The organism is Xaviernesmea rhizosphaerae (genome assembly GCF_001938945.1).
Lineage (GTDB): Bacteria > Pseudomonadota > Alphaproteobacteria > Rhizobiales > Rhizobiaceae > Xaviernesmea > Xaviernesmea rhizosphaerae.
This window is the reverse complement of sequence record NZ_MKIO01000024.1, coordinates 66,268-79,691: the sequence shown is the minus strand read 5'-3', so window position 1 is coordinate 79,691 and position 13,424 is coordinate 66,268. Positions and strand designations below refer to the sequence as shown.

Annotated in this window: 14 protein-coding genes; 10 read left to right on the top strand and 4 right to left on the bottom strand. The window is 65.4% G+C overall.

Features of this window, described 5'->3' with window-relative positions; translation table 11 throughout:
- Positions 1-28: 28 nt before the first annotated feature.
- Positions 29-1,210 carry an acetyl-CoA C-acetyltransferase gene (locus tag BJF92_RS07555; protein ID WP_075634146.1) on the bottom strand — a complete coding sequence of 394 codons (1,182 nt, stop codon included), beginning with the start codon at positions 1,208-1,210 and terminating at the stop codon, positions 29-31.
- A 203-nt stretch (positions 1,211-1,413) separates the two neighbouring features.
- On the opposite strand from BJF92_RS07555, the gene phaR reads away from it, so the two are divergent.
- Complete coding sequence (gene phaR / locus BJF92_RS07550) at positions 1,414-1,992, top strand: polyhydroxyalkanoate synthesis repressor PhaR (protein ID WP_075634145.1); 579 nt, start codon at positions 1,414-1,416, stop codon at positions 1,990-1,992.
- Positions 1,993-2,047: 55 nt separating this feature from the next.
- Here the strand turns inward: phaR and BJF92_RS07545 are convergent, their stop codons facing one another.
- Positions 2,048-3,055, bottom strand: coding sequence for an MDR family oxidoreductase (locus tag BJF92_RS07545; protein WP_075634144.1), 1,008 nt, complete (start codon positions 3,053-3,055; stop codon positions 2,048-2,050).
- 325 nt (positions 3,056-3,380) lie between these two features.
- Between BJF92_RS07545 and BJF92_RS07540 the strand changes: the two genes are divergently transcribed.
- The 9 genes from BJF92_RS07540 (at position 3,381) to nirD (ending at position 12,792) form a co-directional block, all read left to right on the top strand.
- Positions 3,381-3,683: a hypothetical protein gene (locus BJF92_RS07540; RefSeq protein WP_245294691.1), complete on the top strand. Its 303-nt coding sequence runs from the start codon at positions 3,381-3,383 to the stop codon at positions 3,681-3,683.
- 245 nt (positions 3,684-3,928) lie between these two features.
- Positions 3,929-4,516 carry an ANTAR domain-containing response regulator gene (locus BJF92_RS07535; RefSeq protein WP_075634143.1) on the top strand — a complete coding sequence of 196 codons (588 nt, stop codon included), beginning with the start codon at positions 3,929-3,931 and terminating at the stop codon, positions 4,514-4,516.
- A gap of 55 nt (positions 4,517-4,571) precedes the next feature.
- Complete coding sequence (locus tag BJF92_RS07530; RefSeq protein ID WP_078057910.1) at positions 4,572-5,858, top strand: CmpA/NrtA family ABC transporter substrate-binding protein; 1,287 nt, start codon at positions 4,572-4,574, stop codon at positions 5,856-5,858.
- A gap of 524 nt (positions 5,859-6,382) precedes the next feature.
- Positions 6,383-7,705 carry a CmpA/NrtA family ABC transporter substrate-binding protein gene (locus BJF92_RS07525; protein WP_075634142.1) on the top strand — a complete coding sequence of 441 codons (1,323 nt, stop codon included), beginning with the start codon at positions 6,383-6,385 and terminating at the stop codon, positions 7,703-7,705.
- A 65-nt stretch (positions 7,706-7,770) separates the two neighbouring features.
- Complete coding sequence (ntrB, locus tag BJF92_RS07520) at positions 7,771-8,673, top strand: nitrate ABC transporter permease (RefSeq protein ID WP_075634141.1); 903 nt, start codon at positions 7,771-7,773, stop codon at positions 8,671-8,673.
- 12 nt (positions 8,674-8,685) lie between these two features.
- On the top strand, positions 8,686-9,483 hold the full coding sequence (locus BJF92_RS07515) for an ABC transporter ATP-binding protein (protein WP_075634140.1): 798 nt from the start codon (positions 8,686-8,688) through the stop codon (positions 9,481-9,483).
- A gap of 12 nt (positions 9,484-9,495) precedes the next feature.
- A complete protein-coding gene (locus BJF92_RS07510) occupies positions 9,496-9,930 on the top strand; it encodes a globin family protein (RefSeq protein ID WP_075634139.1) in 435 nt (144 codons plus the stop codon).
- Positions 9,927-12,377, top strand: a complete 2,451-nt coding sequence (nirB, locus tag BJF92_RS07505; RefSeq protein WP_075634138.1) for a nitrite reductase large subunit NirB — start codon at positions 9,927-9,929, stop codon at positions 12,375-12,377. The genes BJF92_RS07510 and nirB overlap by 4 nt, the downstream gene beginning before the upstream one ends.
- Before the next feature lie 82 nt (positions 12,378-12,459).
- Entirely contained in the window at positions 12,460-12,792 is a 333-nt protein-coding gene (gene nirD, locus BJF92_RS07500; protein ID WP_075634137.1) for a nitrite reductase small subunit NirD, read from the top strand.
- A gap of 8 nt (positions 12,793-12,800) precedes the next feature.
- On the opposite strand, the gene BJF92_RS07495 is transcribed toward nirD, so the two are convergent.
- Complete coding sequence (locus BJF92_RS07495; protein ID WP_075634136.1) at positions 12,801-13,199, bottom strand: type II toxin-antitoxin system HicB family antitoxin; 399 nt, start codon at positions 13,197-13,199, stop codon at positions 12,801-12,803.
- A gap of 11 nt (positions 13,200-13,210) precedes the next feature.
- Complete coding sequence (locus BJF92_RS07490; protein ID WP_075634135.1) at positions 13,211-13,414, bottom strand: type II toxin-antitoxin system HicA family toxin; 204 nt, start codon at positions 13,412-13,414, stop codon at positions 13,211-13,213.
- Positions 13,415-13,424 lie beyond the last annotated feature (10 nt).

The following is a 13,424-nucleotide window of genomic DNA, read 5'->3' as shown; positions in this document are numbered from 1 at the left end:
TGCGGCCTTCGGTCCGATGCTCAAGAGCTCAGAGCGCTTCCACGCACATAGCGATGCCCATGCCGCCGCCGATGCAGAGCGTGACGAGGCCCTTGGCGGCATTGCGGCGCTTCATCTCGAACACCAGCGTGTTGAGAACGCGGGCGCCGGAGGCGCCGATTGGATGGCCGATGGCAATCGCGCCGCCATTGACGTTGACGATCTCGGGGTTCCAGCCGAGGTCCTTGTTGACAGCGCAGGCCTGGGCGGCGAAGGCTTCATTGGCTTCGACGAGGTCGAGATCGTTGACCGACCAGCCGGCCTTCTCAAGCGCCTTGCGCGAGGCGGGAATCGGGCCGGAGCCCATGATCTGCGGATCGACGCCGGCCGTCGCCCAGGAGGCGATGCGCACGAGCGGGGTCAGGCCGCGGCGCGCGGCCTCTTCCTCGCGCATCAGCAGCACGGCGGCGGCGCCATCGTTCAGGCCCGAGGCATTGCCGGCCGTGACCGTGCCGTCCTTGTCGAAGGCCGGGCGCAGCTTGGCCATGCTGTCGAGGGTGGCGCCATGGCGGATATATTCGTCCTGATCGACGGTGACGTCGCCCTTGCGGCTCTTGACGACGAAGGGAATGATCTCGTCTGCGAAGCGGCCGGCCTTCTGCGCGGCCTCGGCCTTGTTCTGCGAGGCGAGCGCGAACTGGTCCTGCTCATCGCGCGAGAGCTGCCACTGCCGGGCGATGTTCTCGGCGGTGATGCCCATGTGGTAGCCGTAGAAGGCGTCCGTCAGGCCGTCCTTGATCATGGTATCGACCATCTTGAAGTCGCCCATCTTCACGCCGCCGCGCAAATGCGCGCAATGCGGCGCCATGGACATGGACTCCATGCCGCCGGCAACGATCAGCTCGGCATCGCCGGTTGCGATCTGCTGCATGCCGAGCGCCACGGCGCGCAGGCCGGAGCCGCAGAGCTGGTTCATGCCCCAGGCGGTCTTTTCCTTGGGCAAGCCAGCCTTCATTGCGGCCTGGCGTGCGGGGTTCTGCCCTTCGCCGGCCTGCAGGACCTGGCCGAGGATGACCTCGTCCACCTCGGCGGCGTCGACACCCGCACGCTCCAGCACGCCCTTGATGGCGGCAGCGCCCAGCTCATGGGCGGGGATGGTGGCAAAGGCGCCGTTGAAGGAACCGACCGCCGTGCGACCGGCGCTGGCGATGACGATGGAGGAGCTGCTCATGGTGGTGTTTCCTCTTCCCACTTCACGTGTGCCGGGACACTGGCAAAGCTCGCAGGTGAAGTCAAACGCCATCCATCGCGATATCCTTAAGCTTCGCATATGCGGTACTTGCATTGCACAAGGCAGAGAAGGCCATTGTCAGCCTTGCGTTTTTCCGGCTAGTCTGCTGCCGGACCGCGGTGTGTTTTGGAGGAGGACGCTCGATGCCCAAACAAGAGGGGCCGATCACGATCAAGAAATACGCCAATCGTCGGCTCTACAACACCGGGACGAGCACCTATGTGACGCTCGACGATCTGGCGGTGATGGTGAAAAAGGGTGAGGAATTCACCGTCCAGGACGCGAAATCGGGCGATGACATCACTCACTCCGTGCTGACGCAGATCATCTTCGAGCAGGAATCCAAGACCGGGAACACGCTCCTGCCGATCTCTTTCCTGCGCAAGCTGATCTCCTTCTATGGCGATCAGATGCAGATGGTCGTGCCGAGCTATCTCGAGCACTCCATGCAGGCTTTCGTCGAGCAGCAGTCGCAGATGCGCGAGCAGATCAACAAGGCCTTCGGCGACACCCCGCTCGGCAAGAACCTGCAGGTGCCGCTGCAGCTGGTCGAGGAACAGGTGCGCCGCAACACCGAAATCTTCCAGCAGGCCATGCAGATGTTCTCCCCCTTCATGACGCCGCCGGTGGCGAAGGAAACGCGCAAGGCCGAGGCCAAGGACATCGACGAACTGAAGGAACAGCTGCGCGCGCTGCAGACCAAGCTCGACAAGCTCGGTTGAGGGCATCGATCCGGCGCTGCCCGGGCCCTGTCAGCGGCTCACGTCCCGGGCCCTTTTAGCGGCTGACGTCAATGACGACGCGGCCGCGGATGTGCCCGGCCAGGATCTCCTCGGCCAGACGCGGCAGCGCCGACATCGGCTCCACCCGGATCGCGCGGGAGAGGAGATCGGCCGGCAGGTCGCGCGCCAGCCGCGCCCAGGCCGCCTCGCGCCGGGGCATTTCCGCCATCACCGAATCGATGCCGATCAGGCCGACGCCCCGCAGGATATGCGGCATCACGGTCGCCGGCAGGTCGGCGCCGCCCGCAAGACCACAGGCGGCGATGGCGCCGCCGCGCGCGGTCTGCGCCAGTGCGGTGGCGAGCGTGGTTGAGCCGACGGAATCGATGCCGCCCGCCCAGCGCTCCTTCTGCAAAGGCGGCCCTTTTTCCGCGAGCGCGGCACGATCGATAAAGCCGGTGGCGCCGAGGCTTTGGAGATAATCATGGGTCTGCGGCCGGCCGGTCGCCGCCGTCACCCGATGGCCAGCGCGCGCCAGGAGCGCCACCGCCATCGAGCCGACGCCGCCGGCCGCCCCGGTGACCAGCACCTCGCGCTCGCCGGGCACAAAGCGTCCCCAGCCGGCGCCCCAGGCCTCCAGCGCATCCACCGCGAGCGCGGCGGTATAGCCGGCCGTGCCGATGCCCATGGCCTGCTCGAAGCTGAAGACATCCGGCAGGCGCATCAGCCATTCCGGCTTCAGCCGCTGAAAGCGGGCATAGCCGCCATGCTCGGTTTCCGACAGGCCGAAGCCATTGACCACCACCCTGTCTCCCGGCGTGAAGGCGGGGCTGCGCGAGGCCACCACGGTGCCGGCGAGATCGACGCCGCCGATCAGCGGCATGCGCCGGGCGATCTTGCCGCGTCCCGTGATCGCCAGCCCATCCTTGTAATTCAGCGTGGAGAAGGCGATCTCGACCGTGACATCGAGATCGGGCAGGTCGCCCATGGTCAGCCGCGCCAGCCGGCCGGCGCTGCGCCCGTCCTTTTCCTCCAACACCAGCGCGGGAAAATCCTCAGCCATCGTCTCTCTCCCCTTGTCGATCGTGCCTCGACCACGCGCCGTGCGTAACGCTGCGCAGGCGGAAAGGCCGGATCGGTTCCGTCCGAAGCTTGCCCGCCCGGAAACGGGGCGTAAAGCCTCTTTTGGCATGTAGAGCGGTCGGCGCCGCGCCAGCATTTGAAGTGGGATGCGCAGGGCGATCGGACAGGCTATGCCGGCAAATTCCTCTGGCGAAATGCACGCGCCTTTCGCCAATGCCCTTGAACTCGGCAGGGCCGCGCGCTTAAAATGCCCAAAACACGCGCACGCATAAATTTTATGCTGCACTCACACCGAAGGAATGACCATGCGACGAGCACCCGCGCAAGGGGAGGCCGGACAGGAGAAGGCCGGGCGGGCGCAGGCCTGCTTCACCTTTCGCGGCCGGCTGGACTGCGACAGTTTCGCGGCCTTCGCCCGCCACCGCGCCGGCCGGCTGGATCTCGCTCTGTCGCTTGGCAGCTGCACGGCCGAAGCGGCGACGATGGCCGTTGCCGGCCAGCCGGATCTCGTCGACGCCTTTGAAATGGCCTTGAGCCTCGGGCCGCATGACTGCCTGGTGACAGGGGTCGAGCGGCAGGGCGATCCCGCCGGGAAGGCCGATGCATGAGCGTCTCCCCGGCCCGCAGGCTGCGGGCCGCCTGGTGACGCGCGCGGCGGCTTGCGCGGCCTCGGCGCCTTGCCCATGCCGATGAGCGCGCCGGCCCAAAGGGCGGGAAGCGGCTTTCGGAAGATTATGATGCGAAAACAAGAGCCTTGCGCATCGGACCGGGTGGGATGTCACTCCGATGCTTCAGAAGCGGGAAACGGGCGCCAGCCGCCCCTTTTCCACAGGCAAAACCGATCGAAAGCCTCATGACGCAGCCAGACCTGACGATCCTGGTCATTGACGAGAACGCGATCCGCTCCTCCATCATCGAGGAGGGCCTGCGCGAGGCGGGGCACCTGCGCGTCACCGTGATCCACGAGGTCAGCGGTGTCGCAAGGGTAATCGAGACGCTGCAGCCCGATGTGATCATCATCGACATCGAAAACCCGAACCGGGACATGATGGAGCATCTGTTCCAGCTGACCCGCATGGTCTCGCGCCCGATCGCCATGTTCGTCGACCGCTCCGACACGGCGGCCATCGAGCAGGCGGTGGAGGCCGGCGTCTCGGCCTATGTGGTGGACGGGCTGAAGAAGGAGCGGGTCAAGCCGATCCTCGACATGGCGGTCAGCCGCTTCAATGCCTTCAGCCGGTTGCAGCGGGAATTGGCCGATGCCAAGTCGGCACTGGAAGCGCGCAAGGTGATCGAGCGGGCCAAGGGCATATTGATGAAAATGCGCGGCCTGTCAGAGGAGGAAGCCTTTGCGCTTCTGCGCCAGACGGCCATGAACGAGAAGAAGAAGATGGTGGAGATCGCCCAGAGCGTGGTGACGGCGGCGGGGTTGCTGATGTGATCACGCCGCTTTCTTCGCGCTTCGACGCTTCCCTCCTGTTGCAGGCAGTTCGGCCATGACCTTTTCCGATTCCGGCACCGGTTTTTCGCTTTCCGCGCCGACCCTTTCCACGCCTGCTTTGGCGGGAGAGGCCGGGCCGCGCACGTTGCGCGCCGGCTTCATTCCGCTGGTCGATGCCTCCGTGCTGATCGCGGCGGCCGAGTTCGGCTTCGCCGCGCGCGAGGGGCTGCAGCTCGATCTCGTCAAGGATGTCTCCTGGGCCAATATCCGCGACCGGCTGGCCTTCCGCCAGTTCGATGTCGCCCATATGCTCTCGCCCATGCCGGTGGCCTCCATGCTCGGGCTCGGCTCCAATCCCTCGCCCACCATCGCCCCCTTCTCGCTGGGGCGCGGCGGCAATGCGATCACCTTGTCGGTTCGGCTCTTCGCCCGCATGGAGGAGACGGGCCTGACCGGTCCGGGAGAGGATGCCCTGGCCAATGCCCGGGCGCTGGCCGCCGTTCTCGCCGAGATGCGCGCGCGTGACGAGGCTGTGCCGACCTTCGGCGTGACCTATCCCTTCTCCTCGCACAATTACGAGATGCGCTATTGGCTGGCGGCCGGCGGCATCAATCCGGACCGGGACGTGAAACTGGTCGTCGTGCCGCCGCCGCTCACCTCGGACGCGCTCGCCGCCGGCGCCATCGACGGCTTCTGCGTCGGCGCGCCGTGGAACATGGTGGCCAGCGAGCGCGGCGTCGGCCGCATCGTCGCGGCCAAGCAGGATATCTGGCCCTCCGCCCCGGAAAAGGTCATCGGGCTGCGGCCGGATTTCGCTGAGGCCCATCGCGAGCGCGTGCTGAGCCTGCTCCTCGCGCTCGACCGGGCGGCAAGCTGGTGCGACGATCGCGCCAACCATGCCGACCTTGCCGAGGTGCTGTCCCAGCCGCGCTATCTCGCCGCGCCGGCCGAGCTATTGCGCCATGTGCTCTCGGGCGAATTCAGCCTGGATGACCGCGGCAGCCGCCGCACCATTCCCGACTACATGGTCTTCCATGATCGACATGCGGGCTATCCCCGCCCCAGCCAGGCCCTGTGGATCTATAGCCAGATGATCCGCTGGGGTCAGACACCCTTCAGCCACGCCGGCCTTGAGGCCGCACTGTCAGCCTATCGGCCGGATCTCTACCGTGCCGCGCTGGGCGAGGCGTCGCCTGATCCCGCGCACGACCTGCGGGCCGAGGGACGAGAAGCCGAGGATCGCTTCATGGACGGCCACGTGTTCGACCCCGTCGGCATTCCCGCCTATGTCGCGGGCTTTCCCGTGCGCGCCGATACAGGCAGCGTGCTGGAGGATGACTGACAGGGTTTCCGGTTGATCGGACCGGAAACCGTATTCCGTCCATCGAAAATCAGGCCTTCCGGCCAAAGATTTTCGTTGGTTCTTGGTTCCAGTTCGCGAAGCGATCAGCCGGAACCCGTATGGAAACGGCGCGGCCGCGACAGAGAATCCTGACCCGGCTGCACAGCCGACATGCAGGAAACAGGCAGGCCGTTTGAGCAGCTGCTCAAGAAATTTGCAGTGCAACTCAGGACAAAATTAAACGCACTCGCCTGACCTTACGGAAATATTCTTTTTCACAGAAAGACTTAGGAAAATTCTGAAAAACTGGCACGGCGCTTGCTTCTCTTGAAGCGCGCCTGTCAACGAGGACCGGGGCGCAACCGAGGCCGCGCGAGGCGGCCTATCGATCGACACCGACGTCGCAAGGATCTGCCATGCGGGACGCTTTCGTCCCCGCGAAAGGCACATCCGAGCGACGTTTTTTTTTGCCCGAATTTCCGCCACCGGCCATCCGCGCCCCACCCAAGAGGAACGCGCCTCCCATGACCAAGCTTTCGAGCACGCCCCTGTCCTCAGGCCCCACCAGCAGCCTGAACCGCCGCAATCTCCTGAAAGTCGCCGCCGGCGCCGCGCTGGTCAGCGCGCTGCGCTCCGCCTTCCCCTCCGGCGCTTTCGCCGCCGCACCCGCCCCCGAGGTCACCGGCGTCAAGCTCGGCTATATCGCGCTCACCGATGCCGCGCCGCTGATCGTCGCCAAGGAAAAGGGCCTGTTCGACAAATACGGCCTGCCCGATGTCGAGGTGGCCAAGCAGGCCTCCTGGGGCGCCACGCGCGACAATCTGGTGCTGGGCGGCGCGGCCGGCGGCATTGACGGCGCCCATATCCTCTCGCCGCTGCCTTATCTCCTGCATACCGGCAAGGTCACCCAGAACAATCAGAAAGTGCCGATGGCGATCATTGCCCGGCTCAACACCGACAGCCAGGGCATTTCCGTCGCCAAGGCCTATGCCGAGACCGGCGTGACGCTGGATGCCGGCAAGCTCAAGGCCGCCTTCGAGAAGAAGAAGGCGGAGGGCGCCGAGATCAAGGCGGCCATGACCTTCCCCGGCGGCACGCATGACTTGTGGATCCGCTACTGGCTGGCCGCGGGCGGCATCGATCCGGACAAGGACGTTTCCACCATCGTCGTGCCGCCGCCGCAGATGGTTGCCAATATGAAGGTCGGCAATATGGACGTCTTCTGCGTCGGCGAGCCGTGGAACGAGCAGCTGGTCAACCAGGGCATCGGCTTTACCGCCTGTACGACGGGCGAGCTGTGGAAGGGCCATCCGGAAAAGGCGCTAGGTATGCGTGCCGACTGGATCGAGAAGAATCCGAAGGCCACCCAGGCGCTGCTGATGGCGGTGATGGAAGCGCAGATCTGGTGCGACAGCATGGCCAACAAGGACGAGATGGCCACCATTCTCGGCAAGCGGCAATGGTTCAACGTGCCGCCGAAGGACGTGCTGGGGCGCCTGAAGGGCGACATCAATTACGGCAATGGCCGGGTCGCCAAGGGCACAGACCTCTACATGAAGTTCTGGCAGAACGCCGCATCCTACCCCTTCAAGAGCCACGACACCTGGTTCATGGCCGAGAACATCCGCTGGGGCAAGCTCGCGCCCGACACCGACATCAAGGCGCTGGTCGATGCGGTGAACCGCGAGGATCTCTGGCGCTCGGCCGCCAAGGCGCTGTCGGTCGCAGACGCCGACATCCCGGCCTCCACCTCGCGCGGGGTCGAGACCTTCTTCGACGGCAAGACCTTCGATCCGGCCGATCCTTCCGCCTATCTCAAGAGCCTTTCGATCAAGGCCGCCTCCTGACCGGACGGTCTGGCCCTGACAGGGCCTGGCCTTCGCCTCCTCTTTCGTTCGTCAAGGAACCCGCCATGTCCGCTTTGGCCCCCACCCCCGCCGGCGCCGGCCCAGACCGCAAGGCCGCCAGCCCGGCGCGCGGCACCGTGATCGCGCTTTCCCGCCGCCCGCAGCCGCGTTTCAACCTCAAGCGCATCGGCATCGGCCTTGCCCAGTCGGTGCTGCCGCCGCTCGTCGTGCTCGCCCTGCTCGTCGGTCTCTGGCAGCTGCTCTGTTCGGCGCCCGACGCTTCCCTTCCCTCGCCGGCCACCGTCTGGGAGCAGAGCCGCGATCTGATCGTCTCGCCCTTCTTCGACAATGGCTCGCAGGATATCGGGCTCGGCTGGCGCGTGCTCGTCTCGCTGCAGCGCGTCGCCTATGGCTTCGGCCTGGCCGCCATCGTCGGCATCCTGCTCGGCGCGGTGATCGGCCAGTCGATCTGGGCCATGCGCGGGCTCGACCCGATCTTCCAGGTGCTGCGCACCGTGCCGCCGCTTGCCTGGCTGCCGCTGTCGCTCGCCGCCTTCCAGCAGGCCGGCCCCTCGGCCATCTTCGTGATCTTCATCACCTCGATCTGGCCCGTGATCATCAACACCGCCGTCGGCGTGCGCAACATTCCGCAGGATTACCGCAACGTCGCCGAGGTGCTCCGGCTGAACCAGGTCGAGTTCTTCTTCAAGATCATGCTGCCGGCCGCCGCCCCCTACATCTTTACCGGGCTTCGCATCGGCGTCGGCCTGTCCTGGCTGGCCATTGTCGCGGCGGAAATGCTGACCGGCGGCGTGGGCATCGGCTTCTTCATCTGGGATGCATGGAACTCCTCCCGCCTGCCCGACATCATCGTCGCCCTCGTCTATATCGGCGTGGTCGGCTTCATCCTCGACAAGCTCGTCGCTTTCGCCGCCCGGATCATCACCCGCGGCGCGGCCACCAACTGAGGAGCCAGACCCATGACCGCCTATCTCAAGCTCGACCATATCGACAAGCATTTCGACCGGGGCGGCAGCCGCACCGAGGTGCTGAAGGACATCAACCTGACGATCGACAAGGGTGAATTCGTCTCGATCATCGGCCATTCCGGCTGCGGCAAGTCGACGATGCTGAACCTGATCGCAGGGCTGACCAAGGTTTCGGCCGGCGCCGTGCTGCTCGAAAACCGCGAGGTCAACGCGCCGGGTCCCGAACGCGCGGTGGTGTTCCAGAACCATTCGCTGCTGCCCTGGCTCAGCGTCTATGACAATGTCAACCTCGCCGTCACCAAGGTCTTCGGCGCGACCAAGACCAAGGCCGAGCAGCATGACTGGATCATGCACAATCTCGATCTCGTGCAGATGGCGCATGCCCGCGAGCGCCGCCCCTCGGAAATCTCCGGCGGCATGAAGCAGCGCGTCGGCATCGCCCGCGCGCTGGCCATGGAGCCGAAGATCCTGCTGCTCGATGAGCCCTTCGGCGCGCTGGATGCCTTGACCCGCGCCCATCTGCAGGATGCGGTGATGGAGATCCACGCCCGGCTCGGCAACACCATGGTGATGATCACCCATGATGTGGACGAGGCCGTGCTGCTCTCCGACCGGATCGTGATGATGACCAACGGACCTGCGGCGCGCATCGGCGAGGTGCTTTCCGTGCCGATCCCCCGCCCGCGCGACCGCATCGCGCTCGCCGCCGACCGGACCTACCTCAAGTGCCGCGAAGCCGTGCTGAAGTTCCTCTACGAACGCCACCGCTTCGTCGAAGCCGCTGAATGAGAGGACGGGACCATGACACCCACTGATATCGATCTCGTCCAGTCCTCCTTCGCGAAAGTCGTCCCGATCAAGGAAGCGGCAGCGGAGCTCTTCTACGGCAGGCTCTTTGAAATCGCGCCCGAGGTGAAGCCTCTCTCCAAGGGCGACATGAAGGAGCAGGGTCGTAAGCTGATGATGACGCTCGGCGTCGTCGTCAACGGCCTCAAGGATCTTCCGAGCATCGTGCCCGCCGCCGAAGCGCTGGCGGTCAAGCACAATGGTTATGGAGTGAAGCCCGAGCACTACCAGGTGGTGGGCGACGCACTTCTCTGGACACTGGAACAGGGCCTCGGGCCCGATTTCACGCCGCAGACCAAGTCTGCCTGGGCGACCGCCTATGGGACGCTCTCCGGCGTGATGATCGCGGCAAGCACGCGCAGCGCTAAAGATATGGAGCAGACGGCATGACGCAGAAACTCGTCATCATCGGCAACGGCATGGCCCCCGGCCGCATGCTGGAGCACCTCTTCGAACAGGCGCCCGGCCTCTACGAGGTCACGATCTTCAACGCCGAGCCGCGCGTCAACTATGACCGCATCATGCTCTCGCCGGTGCTCTCGGGCGAAAAGACGTTCGAGGACATCATCATCCACGGCGACGGCTGGTATATCGACAACAACGTGACCCTCTACAAGGGCCATCGGATCGTTTCCATCGACCGCAACGCCCGCACCGTCACCTCCGACCATGGCGTGACGGAAAGCTACGACAGGCTGGTGATCGCCACCGGCTCGGTGCCCTTCATCATCCCCGTGCCGGGCAAGGACCTGCCCGGCGTCATCACCTATCGCGACCTTGACGACGTGGACGCCATGCTGCTCGCCGCACAATCGCGCGAAAAGGCCATCGTCATCGGCGGCGGGCTGCTCGGTCTCGAAGCCGCAGCCGGCCTTGCGTTGCGCGGCATGGACGTGACCGTGCTGCATGTCATGCCGACGCTGATGGAGCGCCAGCTCGATCCCGCCGCCGGCTATCTGCTGCAGAAGGCGGTCGAAGAGCGCGGCATCAAGGTCATCACCAAGGCCAACACCAAGCGCATCATCGGCACGGATCGCGTCGAGGGCATCGAGCTCGACAATGGCACGATCATTCCGGCGACACTCGTGGTGATGGCCGTCGGCATCCGGCCGAATGCCGGTCTTGCCAAGGACGCCGGCCTTGCCGTCAACCGCGGCATCGTCGTCGATGCCGGCATGCGGACTTCCGATGGCGATATCCTTGCGGTCGGCGAATGCGCCGAAGTGGACGGCATGGTCTATGGCCTCGTCGCGCCGCTTTATGAAATGGCCCGCATTGCCGCCGCCCATCTGGCCGGCGACACCAAGCCCGCCTTCGTCCACTCCGATACGCCGACCAAGCTGAAGGTGACGGGGATCAACCTCTTCTCCCTCGGTGACTTTGCCGATGGCGACGACCGCGAGGAAATCGTGCTGCGCGATGCGACAGCCGGGATCTACAAGCGCGTCGTCATCAAGGACAATCGCATCATCGGCACGGTGCTTTATGGCGAGACCTCCGATGGCGCCTGGTTCAACGACCTGAAGAAGAAGGGCGCTGACATCTCGGCCATGCGCGACACGCTGATCTTCGGCCAGGCCTATCAGGGAGGGTCTCCGCTGGACCCTATGGCGGCCGTTGCAGCCTTGCCGGATGATGCGGAAATCTGCGGCTGCAACGGCATTTGTAAGGGCAAGATCACCTCGGCCATCACGGGCAAGGGATTGACGACGCTGGACGGTGTGCGCGCGCACACCAAGGCCTCCGCCTCCTGCGGCTCCTGCACCGGCCTTGTCGAGCAGCTGATGTCGCTGACGCTGGGCGACGCCTATAACCCCGCTGCCGTAACGCCCATGTGCACCTGCACCGAGCTCGGCCATGACGATGTGCGCCGGCTGATCAAGGCCAAGGGGCTGAAGACCATCCCCGCCGTGATGCAGGAGCTGGAGTGGAAGACCTCCTGCGGCTGCGCCAAGTGCCGGCCCGCGCTGAACTACTATCTGGTCTGCGACTGGCCGGCCGACTATGCCGACGACTACCAGTCGCGCTTCATCAACGAGCGCGTCCACGCCAATATCCAGAAGGACGGCACCTATTCCGTCGTCCCGCGCATGTGGGGCGGGGTGACCAACGCGGCCGAGCTGCGCGCGATCGCCGATGTGGTCGACAAGTTCGAGATCCCCATGGTCAAGGTTACCGGCGGCCAGCGCATCGACCTGCTCGGCATCGAGAAGGAAGACCTTCCCGCCGTCTGGGCCGATCTCGGCAAGGCCGGCTTCATCTCCGGCCAGGCCTATGCCAAGGGCCTGCGCACGGTGAAGACCTGTGTCGGCTCCGACTGGTGCCGCTTCGGCACGCAGGATTCCACCGGGCTCGGCATCCGCATCGAGAAGTTCATGTGGGGCTCCTGGACGCCGGCCAAGCTGAAGCTGGCCGTCTCCGGCTGTCCGCGCAACTGCGCGGAGGCGACCTGCAAGGATATCGGCGTCATCTGCGTCGATTCCGGCTTCGAGATCCACTTCGCCGGCGCGGCCGGCCTCGACATCAAGGGCACGGAGGTGCTCGGCCTGGTCAAGACCGAGGACGAGGCGCTGGAGCATATCGTCGCGCTGACCCAGATGTACCGCGAGCAGGCCCGCTATCTCGAGCGCATCTACAAATGGGCCAAGCGCATCGGCCTCGACGAGATCCGCCGCCAGATCCTGGAGGATGGCGAGAAGCGCCGGGCTTATTACGAACGCTTCGTCTTCTCCCAGCAATTCGCGCAGGTTGACCCCTGGTCGGAGCGCGTCTCCGGCAAGGACAAGCACGAGTTCAAGCCCATGGCGACCGTCGGCTTTGAAGCCGCGGCCGAGTGATGCACGGGCCGCTGCCGGCTGATCCGCGCGGCGGCCCTCCTTCTGCCCCCACCCATTTACGACCGCCCGAAAGGAACATGCCATGAGCTGGATCGCCATCGGAGAGATCGACGACATTCCCCTGCGCGGCGCGCGCTGCATCAAGACCCCGACCGCCAAGATCGCCGTGTTCCGGACCGCCGACAATGCCGTCTACGCCATCGAGAACCGTTGCCCGCACAAGCACGGGCCGCTGTCGGAAGGCATCGTCCACGGCGCCGCTGTCACCTGCCCGCTGCACAACTGGGTGATCTCGCTGGAAACAGGCGCAGCACTTGGCGCCGATGAAGGCACAGTGCGCACCTTCCCCGTGCGCAACGACAATGGCCGCCTCTCGATCGCGCTCGCCGAGCCGGCGCTGGCGGCGGCGGAGTAACGACGATGTCACCCCGCCCGCTCGATCTCCTTGCGCGCACAGCTTGCCAGAAAGGCCGAGCGTGTCAGCCCGCGCTTGGCCGCAGCGGCGTCGATGGCCCTCAGCGTGCCGGCTTCAAAGGTGACATTGGCGCGCACGACACGGACGTCGTCCTCGATCAGCGGAACGCGGATCAGGAAAGCGCCCTGGGCAAGCTCCTCGCGCAGATCCGGGCGGGCAAGCAACACGTCGATGGGGGTCGGCTCCGGCAGCTCTTCATCCTCCGCCCACAGGCGCAGCGCCTCCGCCGCCTTGTCGATCAGGTCGCCCTCTTCGTCGGCAGCGGAAAAGACCGAGGGCAGATCCGGGAAGGACAGGCCGAAGGCGCTGTCGGGATCCTTGTGAACAAGAGCGAGATAGGACCGCATGGACTATCCTTTCATTCTTCGGCAGAGGGCTTGCTGAGCCAGCCTGCCTGGCGCGCGATGCTGCGGGCCGTGCCGAGCGGCAGATCCTTCTTCGGATGCGGCACGATGACCGTTCGATCATCCTTACGAAACTTGTGGTGCGAACCAGAGACTTTGACGAGCGTAAAGCCGTCATCCTTGAGACGCTGGATGATCTTGCGGCTGTCGCACTCCACGCGTGCCTCC

Bases quoted from the DNA above. Each gene is read 5' to 3' on its own strand.
- BJF92_RS07555 (WP_075634146.1), bottom strand. From the start codon at position 1,210: ATGAGCAGCTCCTCCATCGTCATCGCCAGCGCCGGTCGCACGGCGGTC.
- phaR (WP_075634145.1), top strand. From the start codon at position 1,414: ATGCCCAAACAAGAGGGGCCGATCACGATCAAGAAATACGCCAATCGT.
- BJF92_RS07545 (WP_075634144.1), bottom strand. From the start codon at position 3,055: ATGGCTGAGGATTTTCCCGCGCTGGTGTTGGAGGAAAAGGACGGGCGC.
- BJF92_RS07540 (WP_245294691.1), top strand. From the start codon at position 3,381: ATGCGACGAGCACCCGCGCAAGGGGAGGCCGGACAGGAGAAGGCCGGG.
- BJF92_RS07535 (WP_075634143.1), top strand. From the start codon at position 3,929: ATGACGCAGCCAGACCTGACGATCCTGGTCATTGACGAGAACGCGATC.
- BJF92_RS07530 (WP_078057910.1), top strand. From the start codon at position 4,572: ATGACCTTTTCCGATTCCGGCACCGGTTTTTCGCTTTCCGCGCCGACC.
- BJF92_RS07525 (WP_075634142.1), top strand. From the start codon at position 6,383: ATGACCAAGCTTTCGAGCACGCCCCTGTCCTCAGGCCCCACCAGCAGC.
- ntrB (WP_075634141.1), top strand. From the start codon at position 7,771: ATGTCCGCTTTGGCCCCCACCCCCGCCGGCGCCGGCCCAGACCGCAAG.
- BJF92_RS07515 (WP_075634140.1), top strand. From the start codon at position 8,686: ATGACCGCCTATCTCAAGCTCGACCATATCGACAAGCATTTCGACCGG.
- BJF92_RS07510 (WP_075634139.1), top strand. From the start codon at position 9,496: ATGACACCCACTGATATCGATCTCGTCCAGTCCTCCTTCGCGAAAGTC.
- nirB (WP_075634138.1), top strand. From the start codon at position 9,927: ATGACGCAGAAACTCGTCATCATCGGCAACGGCATGGCCCCCGGCCGC.
- nirD (WP_075634137.1), top strand. From the start codon at position 12,460: ATGAGCTGGATCGCCATCGGAGAGATCGACGACATTCCCCTGCGCGGC.
- BJF92_RS07495 (WP_075634136.1), bottom strand. From the start codon at position 13,199: ATGCGGTCCTATCTCGCTCTTGTTCACAAGGATCCCGACAGCGCCTTC.